This window comes from Pseudomonas sp. M2(2023), assembly GCF_030263955.1.
Taxonomy (GTDB): domain Bacteria; phylum Pseudomonadota; class Gammaproteobacteria; order Pseudomonadales; family Pseudomonadaceae; genus Aquipseudomonas; species Aquipseudomonas asiatica.
In genome coordinates this window covers 2971273-2988805 of the sequence record NZ_CP127114.1, presented here as the reverse complement: position 1 = coordinate 2988805, position 17533 = coordinate 2971273, and the positions used below count along the sequence as shown (strand labels likewise).

11 protein-coding genes are annotated in these 17533 nt (G+C 64.7%); 3 read left to right on the top strand and 8 right to left on the bottom strand.

Going from position 1 to position 17533, the window contains the following annotated elements; genetic code table 11:
* Positions 1 to 42 precede the first annotated feature (42 nt).
* Together QN085_RS13840 and QN085_RS13835 are read left to right on the top strand one after the other, a co-directional pair.
* Positions 43 to 1335, top strand: a complete 1293-nt coding sequence (locus tag QN085_RS13840) for an MFS transporter (protein ID WP_023663526.1) — start codon at positions 43 to 45, stop codon at positions 1333 to 1335.
* Between the two features lie 11 nt (positions 1336 to 1346).
* The gene (locus tag QN085_RS13835) at positions 1347 to 2309 is read left to right on the top strand and encodes a 2-hydroxyacid dehydrogenase (RefSeq protein ID WP_013972765.1); all 963 of its coding nucleotides are present in this window, start codon (positions 1347 to 1349) and stop codon (positions 2307 to 2309) included.
* A gap of 107 nt (positions 2310 to 2416) precedes the next feature.
* On the opposite strand, the gene QN085_RS13830 is transcribed toward QN085_RS13835, so the two are convergent.
* The gene (locus tag QN085_RS13830) at positions 2417 to 3721 is read right to left on the bottom strand and encodes an MFS transporter (RefSeq protein WP_023663517.1); all 1305 of its coding nucleotides are present in this window, start codon (positions 3719 to 3721) and stop codon (positions 2417 to 2419) included.
* Between the two features lie 324 nt (positions 3722 to 4045).
* Here QN085_RS13830 and QN085_RS13825 point away from each other — a divergent pair, with 324 nt between their 5' ends.
* Positions 4046 to 4921, top strand: a complete 876-nt coding sequence (locus QN085_RS13825) for an AEC family transporter (protein WP_013972763.1) — start codon at positions 4046 to 4048, stop codon at positions 4919 to 4921.
* Positions 4922 to 5038: 117 nt separating this feature from the next.
* Here QN085_RS13825 and QN085_RS13820 read toward each other — a convergent pair whose 3' ends face one another.
* The 7 genes from QN085_RS13820 to QN085_RS13790 all read right to left on the bottom strand — a co-directional run bounded on the left by QN085_RS13820 (position 5039) and on the right by QN085_RS13790 (position 17526).
* A complete protein-coding gene (locus tag QN085_RS13820; protein WP_013972762.1) occupies positions 5039 to 5632 on the bottom strand; it encodes an SEN1982 family lipoprotein in 594 nt (197 codons plus the stop codon).
* Positions 5633 to 5799: 167 nt separating this feature from the next.
* A complete protein-coding gene (gene uvrA / locus QN085_RS13815; RefSeq protein WP_013972761.1) occupies positions 5800 to 8316 on the bottom strand; it encodes an excinuclease ABC subunit UvrA in 2517 nt (838 codons plus the stop codon).
* Positions 8317 to 8470: 154 nt separating this feature from the next.
* A complete protein-coding gene (gene tssA / locus QN085_RS13810; protein WP_013972760.1) occupies positions 8471 to 9568 on the bottom strand; it encodes a type VI secretion system protein TssA in 1098 nt (365 codons plus the stop codon).
* Positions 9569 to 9663: 95 nt separating this feature from the next.
* The gene (locus QN085_RS13805; protein WP_013972759.1) at positions 9664 to 10182 is read right to left on the bottom strand and encodes an Hcp family type VI secretion system effector; all 519 of its coding nucleotides are present in this window, start codon (positions 10180 to 10182) and stop codon (positions 9664 to 9666) included.
* A gap of 143 nt (positions 10183 to 10325) precedes the next feature.
* On the bottom strand, positions 10326 to 12821 hold the full coding sequence (gene tssM / locus QN085_RS13800; RefSeq protein ID WP_023661179.1) for a type VI secretion system membrane subunit TssM: 2496 nt from the start codon (positions 12819 to 12821) through the stop codon (positions 10326 to 10328).
* A complete protein-coding gene (gene tagF / locus QN085_RS13795; RefSeq protein ID WP_013972757.1) occupies positions 12818 to 13726 on the bottom strand; it encodes a type VI secretion system-associated protein TagF in 909 nt (302 codons plus the stop codon). Before tagF ends, tssM begins: the two co-directional genes overlap by 4 nt.
* Positions 13723 to 17526 carry a type VI secretion protein IcmF/TssM N-terminal domain-containing protein gene (locus QN085_RS13790; protein ID WP_023661180.1) on the bottom strand — a complete coding sequence of 1268 codons (3804 nt, stop codon included), beginning with the start codon at positions 17524 to 17526 and terminating at the stop codon, positions 13723 to 13725. Before QN085_RS13790 ends, tagF begins: the two co-directional genes overlap by 4 nt.
* Positions 17527 to 17533: the final 7 nt, after the last annotated feature.

The window sequence follows — 17533 nt, the reverse complement described above, 5'->3', positions numbered from 1 at the left end:
CACCTGTTGCAACAAAAACAACAAGCTCAGGAGAAACGAACCATGCAAAGCCAAAGCCTGGCACCTCGCCGCTGGTGGTACATCATCCCGATCGTGTTCTTCACCTATAGCCTGGCGTACCTGGACCGCGCCAACTACGGGTTCGCCGCCGCTTCCGGCATGGCTGAAGACCTGCATATCACCCCCGCACTGTCTTCGCTGCTGGGGGCACTGTTCTTCCTTGGTTACTTCTTCTTCCAGGTGCCCGGTGCCATCTATGCCGAAAAGCGCAGTGTGAAGAAGCTGATCTTTGTCTGCCTGATACTCTGGGGCGGCCTTGCCACGCTCACCGGCGTGGTCAGCAACGTCTACATGCTGATCGCCATCCGCTTCCTGCTCGGGGTGGTGGAGGCGGCGGTGATGCCGGCCATGCTGGTGTACCTGTGCCACTGGTTCACCCGCGCCGAGCGTTCGCGCGCCAATACCTTCCTGATCCTCGGCAACCCGGTGACCATCCTGTGGATGTCGGTGGTGTCGGGCTACCTGGTCAAGCATTACGACTGGCGTTGGATGTTCATCATCGAAGGCCTGCCCGCCGTCATCTGGGCGTTCTTCTGGTGGCGCCTGGTGGATGACCGCCCGGCCCAGGTGAACTGGCTGAGCGAGCAGGAAAAGGCCGCCCTGGAACAGGCGCTGGCTGCCGAGCAGCAAGGTATCAAGCCGGTGAAGAACTACCGCGAGGCGTTCCGCTCGCCGCAGGTGATCATCCTTTCGCTGCAGTACTTCTGCTGGAGCATCGGTGTGTATGGCTTCGTGCTGTGGTTGCCGTCGATCCTCAAGCAGGCGGCCAACCTCGACATCGTGCAGGCCGGCTGGTTGTCGTCGGTACCTTACCTGGCGGCGGTGCTGGGCATGGTCGGTGTGTCGTGGGCGTCCGACCGCCTGCAGAAGCGCAAGCGTTTCGTCTGGCCGCCACTGCTGATCGCCGCCGTCGCGTTCTATGGCTCGTACGCCTTGGGCACCGAGCACTTCTGGCTGTCGTACGCGTTGCTGGTGGTCGCCGGCGCCTGCATGTACGCACCCTATGGCCCGTTCTTCGCAATCGTGCCCGAGATCCTGCCGGCCAACGTCGCCGGTGGTGCCATGGCACTGATCAACAGCATGGGCGCGCTGGGCTCGTTCGGTGGCTCGTGGCTGGTGGGTTACCTCAATGGCGTCACCGGCGGGCCTGGTGCCTCCTACCTGTTCATGTGCGGTGCGCTGCTGGCCGCAGTGGCGCTTACCGCCGCACTCAATACTTCCCAGACATCCGGCCGGGCCAAGCGCGGCAACTCGCGTCTGGCCATGAACCATTAGGAACCTGTGCAATGAAGAAGCGAATCGTCCTGTACAAACGCCTGTCCGACGACTTGATGGCACGCCTGCAAGAGCGCGTCGAGGTGACCTGGGTGGATACCTCCCAGCCCGATGGCCTGGCCCGTCTGCGCGATGCCTTGCCGGGGGCGCACGGGCTGCTGGGGGCCAGCCTGCGCCTGGATGCCAGCCTGCTCGACCTGGCGCCACAGCTTGAAGTGGTGTCCAGCGTTTCGGTCGGTGTCGACAACTACGACATCGCCGAACTCAGCCGGCGTGGCGTGATGTTGACCAACACTCCCGACGTGCTGACCGAAACCACCGCCGACACGGGCTTCGCCTTGATCCTGGCCACCGCCAGGCGGGTGGTGGAGCTGGCGAACTGGGTGCGAGACGGGAGCTGGCAGGCCAACCTCGGCCCGGCGCATTTCGGCAGTGATGTGCACGGTAAGACGCTGGGCATCGTCGGCATGGGCCGCATCGGCGAGGCCCTGGCCCGGCGCGCCGCGGCCGGCTTTGGCATGCGTGTGCTGTATCACAGTCAGCGTGCAAAGCCAGAGGTGGAGGCGCGCCATGCTGCGCGTCAATGCAGCCTGGACGAGCTGTTGCAGCAGGCGGATTTCGTTTGCCTGACCGTGCCGCTGAGTGCCAGCACCGAAGGCCTGATCGGCGCGCGGGAGCTGGCGCTGATGAAGCCCCAGGCAATTCTGGTGAACATTTCCCGCGGGCGCGTGGTGGATGAGCCAGCGCTTATCGAAGCGTTGCGTGCCCGGCGCATACGCGGCGCCGGCCTGGATGTGTTCGTGCAGGAGCCGTTGCCGGCGCAGTCGCCGTTGTTGCAGCTGGACAACGTGGTGGCGACCCCGCATATCGGCTCGGCGACCGAGGAAACCCGCCAGGCCATGGCGCGCTGTGCGGTGGACAACCTGCTCAGTGCCCTGGCTGGTGAGCGCCCGGCCAACCTGGTGAATGGCTAATTTCGCGGGCGCGCCCGCTCCCACAGGTATGGCGCATTCCTTCAGCTGGTGGGGTCCCTGTGGGAGCGGCCTTGTGTCGCGAAAGGGCTGCAGGGCAGCCCCCGGAGTCAATGCGATTCTGAACGCTGCGCCTGCGCTGGCGCAGCACTCTCCACCGGCTCCAGCGGTGGGTGCTCCTGCGCCGCGTGCATCAGGTCTTCGGTCACCCGCAGCTCGGCACCGGTCGGCGAGAAGGTGGTCGAAGCTGTGAACGGAGCCGGGTGTTCTGCCGCCGGGCGCTTGCCTCGGCGCCACATGAAGAAGCACACCATGGCCAGGTTGACCACGGCAAAGGCCCAGAACAACCCGGCCTCGCCAAACTCGGTCATCATCGGCGAAATCGCCACCGGCGCCATGGCCGAACCCAGCGAGTTGATCAGCAGCAGGCCCTGGATCATCGGCACCAGTGCATCCGATGGCGCGCGGTCGGCCGCATGGCTGACCGCCACCGGGTAAAGGGTGAACACGCCACCGCCCAGCAAGAACAGCATGGCCGGAAGCAGGATCGAGTCAGACGGCAGGAACACCGTGACCAGCGACAGCAGCACGCACAGCCCGGCCAGGGCGATCAGCACATCCTGGCGGTCCTTGCGGTCAGACCAGCGTCCGACCGGGTATTGCAGCAGCATGGCACCCAGAATTACCCAGGCCATCATGTTGCCGACCTCGCCCACATCCAGGCCGATGCGCTGCAGGTACAGCGGCAGCAGGGCATAGATGCCGGCAATGGCCACACCCGAACCGAAGCAGCCGACCAGGCCCGACGGCGCAACGCCCAGCAACTGGCGCGGCTTGAGCGGTTCGACCTGGTCCAGCAGTGGCGACACCCGCGGCAGGATCACGATGGGCAGTACCGACAGGGCGGCGAGCACGCCGGCCAGCATGAACGGTGCGGTGTCACCCATCTGGGTGATTTCGCCAAGGCCGGCCTGGGCGATGACCCCGGCGCCGTAGAAGGCAATCATGTACAGCGCCAGCAAGCGGCCGCGGATCTTGGCGTCACCGGCCAGCAGCAGCCAGCTTTCGATCACCAGGAACACGCCCACTGCCGCCCAGCCGTTGATCAGGCGCAGCACCGACCACCAGGTGACGTCGTAGAACAGGCCTTGCAGCAGGATGGTCACGGCGATCAGCGAGGCGAAGCTGGTATAGGCGCGGATATGGCCGATGCGCAGGATCAGCCGGTCGTTGAAGATGGCACCCAGGGTCAGGCCGATGAAGTAGGTCGAGGAGACCACACCGATGGTGGTGGCTGATTCGCCGGCAGCGCCCAGGCGCAGGGTGGTGAGGGAAGACATGAAGCCGTTGCCCAGGGCAATGATGAACAGCCCGAGCAGGGGCGCCAGCGCCATGGCCAGCAAACGCGGAGACATAGGTACCTCTAGTTGGATGAGCGGAATGAGCGCCTTTTCGGACGCGCACACCGGCTCGACCCGAACGGGGCCGAGTGGCTGCACGGATGTGCCTGGGCTGGATGCGACGTTGCCGGTTGCCACCGTTCAAGGCGACGGGCGAAAAGGAAGCGCGATTCTACGGGCTTGCGCGGTTTTGCCCAAGGGGCTTGGGTGTGCGACGAGACGCCGCAGTCTGTGGGCGACACGAATGCGTCTTGGGCGGACATCCCGGGGCCGCAAAGCAGCCCCGGCAATACCGAAGACTGCGGCATAATGCGGGGCCCACCCCCAAGGAAGGCCCCCATGTTCGCTTCGCTGTTCGCCGTCCTGGCCCCGGTTTTCATCGTCGCCGGCATCGGCTATGCCTGGGCCCGCAAGGGCCTGGACTACCCCACCGAATTCATCGCCCGGGTGGTGATGACCGTCGGCACCCCGTCGCTGGTGCTGTCCACGCTCAGCCGCACCGAGCTGGACCCGAACGCTTTCACCAGCATGGCCATGGCCTGCCTGCTGTGCACCTTGGGCATGGCCCTGGCCGGCTTGCTGGTGTGCCGCGCTTCGGGCATGCACTGGCGTGTGCTGTTGCCGGCGTTCATGTTCCCCAACACCGGCAACATGGGCCTGCCGATCAGCCTTTATGCCTTTGGCGAACACGGGCTGGCCCTGGCCGTGGCGTTCTTCCTGACACTGTCGATCGTCCAGTTCACCCTCGGCATGGCCATTTCCGGTACTGCGGCTTCGTTCAAGGCACTGCTGCGCAACCCTATCGTGATCAGCCTGGCCGGCGCCATGCCGATCATCTTTCTCGATTTCGAGTTGCCGCGCTGGCTGGCCAATACCGCAGACCTGCTGGGCGGCATGACCATCCCGCTGATGTTGCTGACACTGGGCGTGTCGCTGGCCAGCATTCGCCTGCGCCATGTGGGCAGCGGCATGCTGCTGGGCGGCTTGCGCATTGGCCTGGGGGCTGCTGTAGGCTGGGCGGTAGGTGCGGCGCTGGGCATGGGCAACCTGGAGCGTGCGGTGCTGGTGGTGCAGTCGGCGATGCCGGTGGCGGTTTTCAATTACCTGATGGCGGTGCGCGCCAACCGCGAGCCGGAGCAGGTGGCGAACCTGGTGATGTGTTCTACGGTGTTGTCGTTTGCCTGGTTGCCGGTGGTGCTGGCCTGGTGGATGTAAGTCTGTACCGGCCCTTTCGCGGGTAAACCCGCTCCCACAGGTACTGCGCAGGTCTAAAGGCCTGTGATGGACCTGTGGGAGCGGGTTTACCCGCGAAGAGGCCGGCACGGCAAACGGCTATTTCTCCTGCAACCGCCACCCCTGGCTGGTCAGCACCATCGCCCGGGTTTCCTTGAGCGGTGCGTCATTGCTGGCCACCGCCTTGCCCAGTTCGGCAATGCTGGCCTTGACCCCGTCATCCCCGGCCCAAGCCGGTAACCCGGTGATCTTGTAGGCATAGGTCACATTCGACATCTTCTGCCCGGTCACCTCGCTCGGCTCACTGAACTGCTCGATCGCGGTGACCTGCGCCTTGCCGAAGCACAGCCCGTTATCTGCCTTGTAATACTTGCGGCCTTCGTCGGTGAGGTCATAGGCGTAGTAGATGTCCGTGCGTGCCGCTTGCCACAGGCGGGCGGGCACCTCGGTGCGCGAGATCTCCTTTTCGCTGACCACACCTACCTGGGCCAGGGCATGCAACGCTTTGTTGGTGCTATGGACGTCGAAGTCCTGGGTTCTGGTGGGGAATGAACTGATGACGAAGCAGTGTGGGTACTGGGTATCGAGGTAGGCCTGGGCGGCCTTCTGGAAACTGGCCTCGCTGGTTTCCTCGCTGTTCGAGCAACCGGCCAGGGTTGCCAACAGCGCCAGCGGCACGATCTTCCTGTACATGGTGACACTTCCTTGGGTGACAAAGGCAAACGGGTCGTGCGCGATTAGAACCTACGGGCTAGAGCGGCGCAATCATGGCAAGACGGCATCTCTGTTCACCACAGATCTTGCAAGCTGTGTAAGTACCTGTAGGAGCGGGTTTACCCGCGAAGAGGCCGGTGCAGGCGCTACAAGGCCTTGGCCAGAAACGCCGCAGTGCGGCTTTCAGCACACCCGGCCACCACCTGTGGCGTGCCGCTGACCACCACCTGGCCCCCGGCATCCCCGGCCCCAGGGCCGATGTCGATCACCCAGTCGCTCTGCGCGACCACCCGCATGTCATGCTCGACCACCACCACGCTGTGCCCGCCATCGACCAGGCGGTTGAGCTGCACCAGCAGCCGATCGATGTCTTGCGGATGCAAGCCGTTGGTAGGTTCGTCCAGTACATACAGCGTCGCCCCGCGGGCCATGCGCTGCAGCTCGGTGGCCAGCTTGATGCGCTGCGCCTCGCCGCCGGACAGTTCGGTGGCCGGCTGCCCCAGGCGCAAATAGCCCAGGCCGATGTCCTGCAGCACCTGCAGGCAGCGGCGAGCCGCTGGCTGCTCGGCGAACACTTGCAGGGCCTGGTCGACGGTCAATTGCAGCACCTGCGCGATGTTCATGCCCTGCCAGCTCACCGCCAGGGTTTCCGGGTTGTAGCGAGCGCCATGGCAGGTCGGGCAGGGCGCGTAGACGCTGGGCATGAACAGCAACTCGACACTGACGAAGCCTTCGCCCTCGCAGTTCTCGCAGCGCCCCTTGGCAACGTTGAAGGAGAAACGCCCGGCATCGAAGCCTTGTGCCTTGGCCTGTTCGGTGGCAGCGAACAGCTTGCGTACATGGTCGAACAGGCCGGTGTAGGTGGCCAGGTTGGAACGAGGCGTGCGGCCGATCGGTTTCTGGTCGACCTGCACCAGGCGCTTGATGCTGCCAAGGCCGGCGCTGACAAACCCGCCGCTGGCCTGTTCCGGTTCATCTTCCAGGCTCTGCTCCTCAGGCTCGCTGCGCAGGTCGGCATGGCCCAGGTGCGCCCCCACCAGCTCGAGCAGAGCCTGGCTGACCAGGCTCGACTTGCCCGAGCCGGAAATACCGGTGACGGCGGTAAAGCAACCCAGCGGGAATGCGGCACTGAGGTCGTGCAGATTGTTGCGGCTGATGCCTTCGAGCTTCAGCCAGTCGCGGGCCTGGCGTGGTGTGCGCGTGGCCTGGGCCAATGTACTGAACAGGTAGGCCCGGGTGCATGACTGCTCGACCCGGGCCAGGCCGGCGGGCGGCCCGCTGTAGAGAATGGTGCCGCCATGCTCGCCAGCGGCAGGCCCCACATCCACCAGCCAGTCGGCGCGACGCATGGTATCCAGGTCGTGCTCCACCACATACACCGAATTGCCTGCCTGCTTCAGTCGCTGCAGCGCTTCGAACAGGGCTTCGCTGTCGGCCGGGTGCAAGCCGGCCGACGGCTCGTCCAGCACGTAGATCACGCCGAACAATTGCGAGTTCAGCTGGGTGGCCAGGCGCAGGCGTTGCAGCTCTCCAGAGGACAGGGTAGGGGTGCTGCGCTCCAGGGCCAGGTAGCCCAGGCCCAGGTCGAGCAGGGGACCGATGCGTTCGAGCAGTTCGTTGGCGATGCGTTGCGCGGCGAGGCGTTTTTCCAGGGTCAGGTTGCCGTCGTGCTGCTCCAGATAGCCTGGGGCAGCAACCTGACGGAACACCTCGGCCAGCGCCTGCAACGACAACCGCGACAGCTCGCCTATGTCGCAGCCGGCGAAGGTTACGTCCAGCGCCTCACGCTTGAGGCGCTTGCCCTGGCACTGCGGGCATGGGCTGGGGCGCATGTACTGCGACACACGCTTGCGCATCTGCGCGCTCTGCGAGTGCATGAAGGTGTGCAGCACGTAGCGCCGGGCACCGCTGAAGGTGCCCTGGTAACTCGGCTCGAGCTTGCGCTTGAGCGCAGCGCGGGTTTGCGCCGGGGTCAGGCCGGCATACACCGGCACCGTGGGTGTTTCATCGGTGTAGAGAATCCAGTCGCGTTGCTGCTGGGGCAGGTCGCGCCAGGGGGTATCGACGTCATAGCCCAGGGTCACCAGAATGTCCCGCAGGTTCTGCCCCTGCCAGGCCATCGGCCAGGCCGCTACGGCCCGCTCGCGGATGGTCAGCGACGGGTCGGGGACCATGGTCGCCTCACTCACTTCATAGACCCGCCCCAGCCCATGGCACTCCGGGCAGGCACCTTGCGGGGTGTTGGGCGAGAAGTCCTCGGCATGCAACATCGGTTGCCCGGCCGGGTAGCTGCCGGCGCGGGAGTAGAGCATGCGGATCGAACTGGACAGGGTAGTCACGCTGCCCACCGAGGAACGTGCACTCGGCGTGCCGCGTTGCTGCTGCAGGGCCACGGCAGGCGGCAGGCCTTCGATGGCGTCGACGTCCGGCACGCCGACCTGATCGATCAGGCGCCGGGCATAGGGCGCCACCGATTCGAAGTAGCGGCGCTGGGCTTCGGCGTAGAGGGTGGAGAAGGCCAGCGAGGACTTGCCCGAGCCGGACACCCCCGTGAATACCACCAGCGCGTCGCGAGGGATATCCACATCGATGTTCTTCAGGTTGTGCTCGCGGGCGCCACGAACGCGAATGAAGCCGGTGGGGGCGGGTGAACGTGGCGGCATCTGAGCGGTCCTTGGCGGTTGAGAGCACTCACGTTAGCAGTATTTGTGGTGCCTGTACCGGCCTCTTCGCGGGTAAACCCGCTCCCACAGGGACCGCGTACAACCTGGGCGGAGCGGGTTTACCCGTGAACAGGCCGGTGTAGCCGATACAGCATCAGGATCTTGGCTCGCGGGTGCCCAGCACGTCGCGAATGTTGTCCACCACGTTGCTGTCCTTGATCACATCGCTCAGCCAGCCTTCCAGCGGCATGTTGCCCCACTTGATGGCGCGTTCGATCAGGTAAGGCACCGGGCTTTGCGGTTCGCTCTGCTTGAAGAACTGGGCGATACCCGCAAGCATGGTGAAGGCTTCGTCGCGGGTCAGTGGCGTCGTGCGCATCGGCGCAGGCGTGGTGGCCTGGACGGGTGTGTTCATCGGTTCACCTGCTTCGCTGGTGGGGGCAACAGTGGCTTCGGGCTCTGCCGCTGCCGCAGTGGCGGGGTGCAGTTCGACGCCGCGGTCCTTGAGCAGTTTTTCAGCCAGCTGGCTGGCGCGCGACAGCATGTCGGCAAGGCTGGCAAAGCTGGGCGCCTCATGGCCGAACAGGCGGTCGGCACTGGCTTGCAGGGCTTTGCAGGCCTCCAGGCTGGCGGCGATCTGCAGGGCCTTGGTGCGCAGGTGTTCGGTGTCGCTGAGCGCCACCGAGCGCTGGAAGATTTCGGCGTTGATCTTGCCTTCGTTCAGCGCGGTCTGCATTGCCTTGGGGTTCTGCAAGGCAAGGTTTTCTACGTAGCGTGATTCGTCATAGCGCAACACGCCAAAATTCTGCCCTTGGGTAATGGGCAAGCCACCGGCAATGTCGGTGAGCGTGGTCTTCAGCCAGGACAGCCGCGCAGCGCGTTCGTCCAGGCCATCTTCGAGTGTTGGGTACAGCGTGTCCCAGAATGCTTCCAGTACCTGTTCGGTCAGCCGAAGGCCAAAGGTGATGCCTTCGAAATGTTCACGCTGGGCCAACCCTTCGCTGAGCCAGGCTACCAGCATCAGGTCCTTGCTTTGCTGCGCAAGCCCTTGGGCCGACAGGTTGACCACCTGCTCCCAGTCGGCGGTCTTCAGGTCGGTTTGCCAGTCGCCCTGGGTCAGGTAGTCAGGGTCTGCCCGGCGTGCCTCCTTGATCTGGTCGAACAAGGCAGAGAAGCTCAAGTCTTCGCCACTGCCACCCTCGATGGGTGCGGTCAGCGTTGCCAGCGAAAGGTCATTGAGGATTTCAGGCATAAAACACTCTGGTCATGGCAGATGAACAGCGTGCCAGGTCACCTGGCACGCTGTGGGATGTGGGCCGCCGTAGCGGCCCCCGGGTACGCAGGTTATCAGGCAAACACTTTGTTCGCGGTGCGGTCCCAGCCGCCGACGATGTTGCCGCCAGCCTGGCCGTCGGTGCGGTTCTGCTGGGTGTAGGTGGTCTTGATGCGGGCGAAGTTGAAGCTGATTTCTTCGACCGGCAGGTCGCTCACAGCCTTGTCTTCACCGTTCTGGTTGCCACCGGCGATGAAGCGCACCGAGGACACCACGACTTCTTCCATGTCGATGGTCAGGTAGGTGACCTTGTCACCACCGGCGCGGTTCACGTTCAGCTTCAGCTTGGCGATGTGCTTGCCGGTGCAGCAGTGTTCGAACAGCTTGGCCGAAGCCTTGTCGACCGCCTTGCGGATCTTGAAGTCGCTCAGGGCAACACGCTCGGACGACGCACCGCCCGAGGAGCTGGCGGTAGCCGAGGTGGCCTGGGTGGCGCCGTACTCGTAGCCCAGCACTTCGATCCAGTCCTTGTGCTTTGCATCCAGTACTTCGCCCGGGATGCCGTCGATTTGGATATACGCGTCAAATGCCATTGTGAAACTCTCCATTAACAACATTTAAAGGGTTGCTCATGCGCCCCTTGGTTTTGACCTCGCCGAACCTGTCGGCAGAGGTAGCTTTCCGCCACCCGGGCCTCCTCCTGTGAGGCCCGGGTAGCCGGTTCTTGCAGCGGGCTTCAGTTGAGCCCGCGTACTTCGATTTCCACCCGGCGGTTGGGCTCCAGGCACTTGATCAGTTGCGCTCGCGGTTGCTGCAGGTCGCAGTTGACCAGCGGCTTGCGGCTGCCTTCGCCCTGGGCGACCACCAGTTCGGCAGGTACGCCCTTGCCGACCAGGTAGGTGCGAATGGTCTGCGCCCGCTGTTTCGAAACCTGCAGGTTGCCTTGGCTGTCGCCGAGCTGGTCGGCGTGGCCGGAAATGATGATCTTGCCGATGTCGGGCGTGTTCAGCAGTTTGCTGGCGATCGCGCTCAGCTGGCGCTGGCCCTCGCTCTTCAGGCTCTGGAAGTCGGCCCGGCCGAAAGCGAACAGGGTGTCGGACTCCAGCGTGATGGTCTCGATCGAACGCAGCGACTGGGCGCGCAGGCTGTCGATGTAATTGCGCGAACTGGACATCAGGAAGGCGTTGTCGAGGATACGCGGCACATCCGGCTCACGAATCTGGTCGCTGTAGAAGGTGATCTGGCGGCTGGCGTACAGATAGTTCTGGTTGCCGCCAGCCTCGCTGGCGGCCGCGGCCATGCTCTTGCCGGTATGGCGGGCGATGGCCGGGTACCAGTAGTCGGGCAGGTGCGCCTTGAGAAACGCCGGGTCGGCGTTTTCGCGTCGGGCCGGCGAGAGCATCACGTAGGTATCCAGCGCCGCCTTGCCGAAGTCGGCGATCGACTGCGCGCGGTTGTCATGTGGCAGCGCCTCGGCCTCGACGCTGTCCACGCCGCTCACAGGCTGCAGTTCGCGGGTGTTGCGCTGGTACACCTTGATCGTGGTCAGCAGGTACAGGGTGCGGGTCAGGTTGTCTGCCGTGGGCTTGAGCATCACGTTCTGCAGCGTGGCGAAGTAACGGCTGCGCAGCAGCGGCTCGACCTCATGGCCCTGGTACAGGCCCAGGCGCATGCCCAGCGGCACGCCCTGTTCGCGGTGCTGCCGATAGTAGTGCTCGGCCCAGAAGCGCAAGCGGTCAAGGCTATGCCAGGCGGCGTACTGGCCGCGGGCAGCCTGGTCGTCGGCCTTGGCCTGGGCCAGTTCTCCGGCGATGCTGGCCAGGGTGGCGCGGTTGTTCAGGTACGACCAGCCCCACAGGCTGCACAGCACCAGGGCTGCCAGGCCGGTGGCGGCAACCCAGCCCGCCTTGCGCCGGCGCTCCCGCGTGTTGCTGGTGTACAGCGCCACCAGGTGCTGGTCGGGGATGATCACCTTGCGGAACAGGCTGTTGATGAACAGCGGCGCCGGCTGGCTGACGGCAGTGGCGGTGCCTTCGGCATGTTCGAGGGCGAAGCGTTCGGCCACATGCTGGCCGTGGCTGCCCCACAGGGCTTCATCGGCCTGCAGTGCGGCAGTGAAATAGAAACCGCGCAGCATTTCGGCGTTCTGGTACGGGTTGGCGCGCAGCAGGCTGTCGACGAATTGTTGCAGGCGCGGCTTGAGTGCGGCCAGCTCCAGCGGGAAGCGATAGGCCGCATTGTTCTGCCGGGTTACCTGAATATCTTGCTGCACCAGTTGCTGGTTCGCCACCTGCTGCCAGTAACCGGTCAGCTCGTCCATCGCCTTGCCGAAACGCTGGCCCCAGTCGGCCTGTTCGTAACCCTTGTGCGAGAAGGTCTTGCCCATCACCTCGCCACGCGCGGCGTCGTCAAGCTGGCGATAGAACGGGGTGAAGCCGGGGATCAGGTCGCACTTGGTGAACACCAGGTAGATCGGCAGGCGCACTTCCAGCAGCGCGCAGCTTTCCTGGATCCGTTCACGCAGGCGCTTGGCCACGCGGTCCTGGTCCTCGGCCGAGCCATGCAGGATGTCGGCGATGCTGACGCTGACGATCAAGCCGTTGAGAGGGCGGCGTTGGCGATGCTGGCGCAACAGCTGCAGGAAGCCGCGCCACTTGCCGGCTTCTTCGGGGCTGTTCATGTAGCGCCCGGCGGTATCCAGCAGCACGGCTTCGGAGCTGAAGAACCAGTCGCAGTTGCGCGTGCCGCCAAGCCCCGCAACCCGTGCGCCTTCGCGTTCGGCATAGGGGAAGTTCAGGCCCGACTGCAGGATCATCGTGCTCTTGCCGGCAGCCGGCTGACCGATCACCAGGTACCAGGGCAGGGCGTACAGCGCGTCCTTGGCCGAGGTGCCGCGAGGTGTGTTGCTGCGCAGGCGCTCGATGCTCTGCAGCAGGCGTTCGCGCAGCAGGCTTACTTCTTCGCGGTCGGCGGGGGTGGCGTTGAGTACCGCCTGGTCGGCATCGTCGCGCAGTAACCCTTCGAGGTTGTGGTGCTGGCCGGCGCCGCGATAAAGCAGCAGTACATAGCCTGCCGACAGCAGCAGAAACACGCCGATACCGGCCAGCAGGCTATGCAGCGAGGCGAAGCCCAGGGCGCAGCCGATGGCCCAGACCAGGAAGATCGCCAGGAAGAACGCCACTCCCAGCAGGTAGGGTTGGTAGCGCAGGCAGTAGTACTTGATCTTGTTCATACAGGCGTCGCATCCAGCGCATCGACGAATTGGCCGATGACATGTTCAAGAGATCGGTCGTAATCGTGCAGCCGTGGCGCTACCGTCAGCGGGTCGAGCGGCTCCAGATGCTGACCTGCTTCGGCGCAACCACTGAGCAGGCGGTAGGCACAGTTGGCGTGGCGCGACGGCAGGCAGTACAGCCGTGGCTTCATGAAATCGTCGGCCAGCAGGCTCACCGCCGGCACGCCGGGCTGCCGGCTCATGCGGGTCAGCCAGGTCAGCCAGAGGTCGGCGGTAGGGTTTTTCAGGCCGCGTTCGGCCGGCAAGGGCAGCTCGATGCCACCGGCGAAATCGTTGTGCAGCACGGCTCGGCTTGCCTGCAGTAGCGCAAGCGCCTTGTCACTTTTGAAGTCCGGCCAGGAGCGCAGCAGGGCGCGGGCGACATCGGCCAAGCTGAAATCCTTGAGGAATTTGGCGTGCACCTGGCGGAACAGGTCGAGGTCCTGGGCCTGCAGCGGCCGCAGGGCCTTGATGCGTTCGAACAGGCTGGCGCAGTCAGCGCCCTGCACCGCCTGGTGCAGCATCGGCTTGATCTGCGCGCTGAACAGCTCGCCGAGGGTGAACGGGTTCACCAGCATCGTGGCTCCCTCGCCCTTGAGCAACTGGAAGATGAAGAACGGGTAGCGTCGCTGGCTGGCATCCCGCGAGCTGAGCAGGCCACCCAGCAGCCAGTTGCCGTTGCTCGCGCGGTAATTGAAGAAGCACATCGGCAGTGCGTCGAACAATGCCTGCCAGTCTTCGCGGTGGCGCATGGCCGCCAACGCAGACTGCAGCCAGGCGTCGAACTCGCAGACTTCTTCCGCCGCGCCATGCAGGCTGACGAAGTCTGCGCTCGACGGCAGCTTGCCGAAGCAACCGATCATTGGGCGCCCCTGTCGTTGAGGGCGCTCAGCGCCTTGACATCACCCAGGTCAGTCAGTTTCACCCCACCGAAGTTACGCACTACAAGGCTCACGCGGCCGCTGGCGGTGTTCCAGCTGAAGCGTTGCTGAATGCCGTCCAGGTCCTCGACCCGGGCGCTTTCGTTCATGCGCAGCAGGCCCCAGCGCCCGGGGAAGTCGAACACGGTGACCCGCGCGCCACTGAGGGTGACCACATCCAGGCGGGCACCCGGAGCGTTGCTGGTGCCCGGCCAGGCGAAGCGGTTCCAGCTACTGCGGCCGTTGCGGTAGTGCTGTTCCTGGCCATCGAGGGTGAACACGATGTCGGTGAAGTTGGCAGAAGGTTCCAGCATGATTTCGAAGCCGTTGTCACGGTCCGACAGGCTGGCGATCACCTGGCCCACGGAGCTGGCCTTGTCGATGCTGTTGAGCATGCCTGGGTTGACCAGCGCCGGTGCCTTGCCGTCGCCCACACCCAGGCCTTCACCCCCGGCCAGATTGCCGATTTCGTTGCGCTTGAAGGCCGGCAGCAGGCCGCTGTCGGGGTCGACGAAGCGCTGCAGGTCCTTTACCGACGCCTCGTTGCGGCTGCTGCCGGCAATCGGGTAGCGGTGTGCCATGACCTGTTCCCAAGGCTTGGCGATCTGCTGGGCCCAGGCCTTGGCGATCTGCTGGCCGGCCGGGTCGCGCAGGGTCGCCCAGGTATACTGGATAGGCAGGCTGAACAGCCCCTGCAGCGAGCGCGACAGGCCGTCCTGGCTGGTGTCGACGCTGCTTTCCACGTAGTTGCGCACGGTGGTGACTTCGCTCGGCTGGCCTTCCAGGGTCTCGCTGATCAGCTGCTTGCTGCTCTTGCCCACATCCTGCGAACGCTGGATGTTGTTCATGCGTACCTTGAGCTTGCGCAAGGCGGCCAGGTAGCGGTCCATGATGGTGCTGTCGGCGCCTTCGGCGTTGTTTACGGCAAATACCCGCGCCACCGGTTCGAAGCGCTTGGCCAGGCTGCCGTCGTCCACCGCCGGCAGGGCCGGGGCGACATTGGCGGGCAGGGCGTCCTTGGTGTCGAGCAGGCCGGAGACCTTGCTCCAGAAGCCGTCATCGCGGGTACTACCGGGGGCCGGGATGGCGTGCTTGACCGGCAGGTCCCACTGGGTGTTGTCATTGACCGCAGCCAGCAGGTTCTTTACCGGCGAGTTCTGCACATCGCTGAGCAGCCCCAGCTGCTGGGTGGCCGAGGCCAGGTCGGCGAAGTGGCGTACCCCCACGCTGCTGACCATCTTGTACCAGGCCTGGGTGTAGTCGCGTTTGTAGCGGGTCATGAACTCGCGCACGAAGTTGGCCTTTTGCACGATGGCATCGCCACCTTCACCGTCCAGCACCCAGTCCGACTCGTTGCGCAGGTTGCCCGACACCAGCTTGATCAGTTCCGGCTTGACGAAGGTATCCCAGCCCTGGCGGGTATAGATTGCCGGTACGCCAGCAGAGCCATACAGCAACGCGCGGCCCGGTTGCGGCACCAGGTCGTTCAGGCTCAGGGCCGGGAACTGGCGGCTCGACTCGAGTTGCAGGCGCAGGTACTCGCGATCGACCAGCGAGCTGGAGATCATGAACGACTTGAGGTTTTGCCGGGTTTCGTTGATCAGCTGTTCGTTACGCGGCAACGACGGCGCCTGGCCTTGTTCCAGCAACTGTACGTACAGCGGGGCATTTTCTGCGATCACGGCTGCGTCGGCCGGAGTGCCTTCGGTGGCGGCGTTGGTCCAGGCCTGGGGCAGGTTGGCAGCGACGAAGGCCGGGTCCGGATGGCCTTGGGGCTCGGTCAGCAACAGGTACAGCTTGAGGGTGTTGTAGGCATCGATGATCGAGGCCACCTGCTGTTCGTCGAGGCGCCCGAGCATTTCTTCGGACAGTGACAGGCCACCGGTGGTGGCAGACAGCTCGGCGGCATCGCTGGCGGTGGCCAGGTTGACCTTGGCGGCATAGGCACCGGCGCGGCTGTTGCCCAGCGCAGCCTGGGCCTTGGCTGCAATGGCCGGGGCCAGCGGCTTGCCGTTGCGTTTTTTCGGTGTCGGGGCCGGGGTGAATTCCAGCTCCTGGTTGATACCGTTGGCAAAGGTGTTGAAGGCCCGCATCTGCACTTGCAGGCTGCGTGCGATCGGCTCCAGCGCCTGGCTGCGCAGTTGCGCCAGGTAGGCGGTGCGAGTCACCTGGTGGATGGCTTCGCCATGGTACAGGCCACCCCCCAACGGCAGTGGTACACCCTGCAGGCGATGGGTTTCGACGCGGGCCATCTGTTCGCGCAGCACTTCCAGGCCCTTGCCTGCGGCCAGCTGCTGCTCGCGGTCTTCTGCCTGCTCGATCTGCGCCAGCTGCCCGCGCAGGCTGTCCAGCCATTGGCGGTTATTGGTGAACGACAGTGCCTGCCAACCGATGAACAGCAACCCGGTGGCGGCGGCCAGGCCCAGCAGCAGCGGGCTGAACGCAGCCTGGCGGCCCAGGCGCGACTGGTACAGGGTCAGGTCGCGATCGGGGAAGATCACCTGGCGGAAGGTGTCGGTGATGAAGTAGCTGCGGTTGCCCGCGGCCTTGCCGACGTTCTCGGTGTGCTCATCGTAGGCGGCTTGCAGGGCGAATTCGTCGGCGATGACGTCTTCGTATACCTGCCCCAGCTGCTGCCCGGTCTGCAGGGCACTGGTGAAGTACAGGCCGCGCAGCAGCAGCGGGGCACCGCCGCGATGGCCGCGGGTGAAGTGCTCCAGGAACTGCTCGAGGACACCGCTGAGTGCGGCGAAATATTGCGGGAAGTTCAGCAGGGTGCTGTCGGCTTCGGCACCGAGGGCGATCACCTGCGCGTCGACATGCTGGCGAATGTGGTTCTGCAGGTTGCCCAGGCGCGTCTGCAGCACGGCCTGCAGGCCGTTGTTGCGGATTTCCGACAGGCCGAAGGTCATGCCCAGCGGTTGCTGGCGTTCATGCAGGTCAAGGCCGTCGAACGCCTGGCTGAAGCCCGGCAACTGGTCGGTCTTGCTCAGCATCAGGTAGACCGGCGGGTTGGCGTCGAGGCACTCGGCATACTCTTCCACCCGCGCCACCAGCTGGGCCGCCAGGGCATTGCGTTCGTCGCTGTTGGCCGCCAGCAGCTCGGGCAGGCTGACCACCATTACCAGGCCATTGATCGCTGCCTTGCCGCGCTGCTTGCGCAGCATGCGCAGGAAGGCCGAGAACTCGCTGGCCGATTGGTCATCACGCAAATAGCGGCCGGCGGTGTCGATCATTACCGCGTCGGGGCTGAAGTACCAGTCGCAGTGCTGGGTGCCGCTTTCGCTGTCGTTGGCCGTGGCAATGCTGGCCGACAGGCCGGAATGGGTCAGCAGCGAGGTCTTGCCGGCTGCCGACATGCCAACCACCAGGTACCAGGGCAAATCGGACAGTGCCGCCTTGCCACCGCCTCCAGCGGAGCGGTCGGTGCGCAACATGGCAATGGCATGCTTGAGGCGTTCGCGCAGCACCTGCTGGTCACGGAACTCGCCAGTGGCATTCCACGAGCGATCAACCTCGATCTGCAGCAGGTTCTCCAGGTTGTGCTCGGCGCGAATGCGCTGGTATTGGCGCAGCACGATCACCAGCAGGAAGCAGGCGCTGATGATTGCCAGTGCTTCGGGCAGGTGCTGTTGCAGCCATGGCAGCAACGGGGCGACCAACCAGCAGGTCAACAGGCTCGCCAGCCACAGCAGCAGCAGGAGAAACCAGAAATTCTTCAAAAGGCGCAATAATGTTTTCATGTCTTCC

Excerpts from the sequence above, each read along its gene's own strand:
- tssA (WP_013972760.1), bottom strand. The coding sequence starts at position 9,568 with ATGCCTGAAATCCTCAATGACCTTTCGCTGGCAACGCTGACCGCACCC.
- QN085_RS13805 (WP_013972759.1), bottom strand. The coding sequence starts at position 10,182 with ATGGCATTTGACGCGTATATCCAAATCGACGGCATCCCGGGCGAAGTA.
- tagF (WP_013972757.1), bottom strand. The coding sequence starts at position 13,726 with ATGATCGGTTGCTTCGGCAAGCTGCCGTCGAGCGCAGACTTCGTCAGC.
- QN085_RS13840 (WP_023663526.1), top strand. The coding sequence starts at position 43 with ATGCAAAGCCAAAGCCTGGCACCTCGCCGCTGGTGGTACATCATCCCG.
- QN085_RS13835 (WP_013972765.1), top strand. The coding sequence starts at position 1,347 with ATGAAGAAGCGAATCGTCCTGTACAAACGCCTGTCCGACGACTTGATG.
- uvrA (WP_013972761.1), bottom strand. The coding sequence starts at position 8,316 with ATGCCGCCACGTTCACCCGCCCCCACCGGCTTCATTCGCGTTCGTGGC.
- QN085_RS13830 (WP_023663517.1), bottom strand. The coding sequence starts at position 3,721 with ATGTCTCCGCGTTTGCTGGCCATGGCGCTGGCGCCCCTGCTCGGGCTG.
- tssM (WP_023661179.1), bottom strand. The coding sequence starts at position 12,821 with ATGAACAAGATCAAGTACTACTGCCTGCGCTACCAACCCTACCTGCTG.
- QN085_RS13820 (WP_013972762.1), bottom strand. The coding sequence starts at position 5,632 with ATGTACAGGAAGATCGTGCCGCTGGCGCTGTTGGCAACCCTGGCCGGT.
- QN085_RS13790 (WP_023661180.1), bottom strand. The coding sequence starts at position 17,526 with ATGAAAACATTATTGCGCCTTTTGAAGAATTTCTGGTTTCTCCTGCTG.
- QN085_RS13825 (WP_013972763.1), top strand. The coding sequence starts at position 4,046 with ATGTTCGCTTCGCTGTTCGCCGTCCTGGCCCCGGTTTTCATCGTCGCC.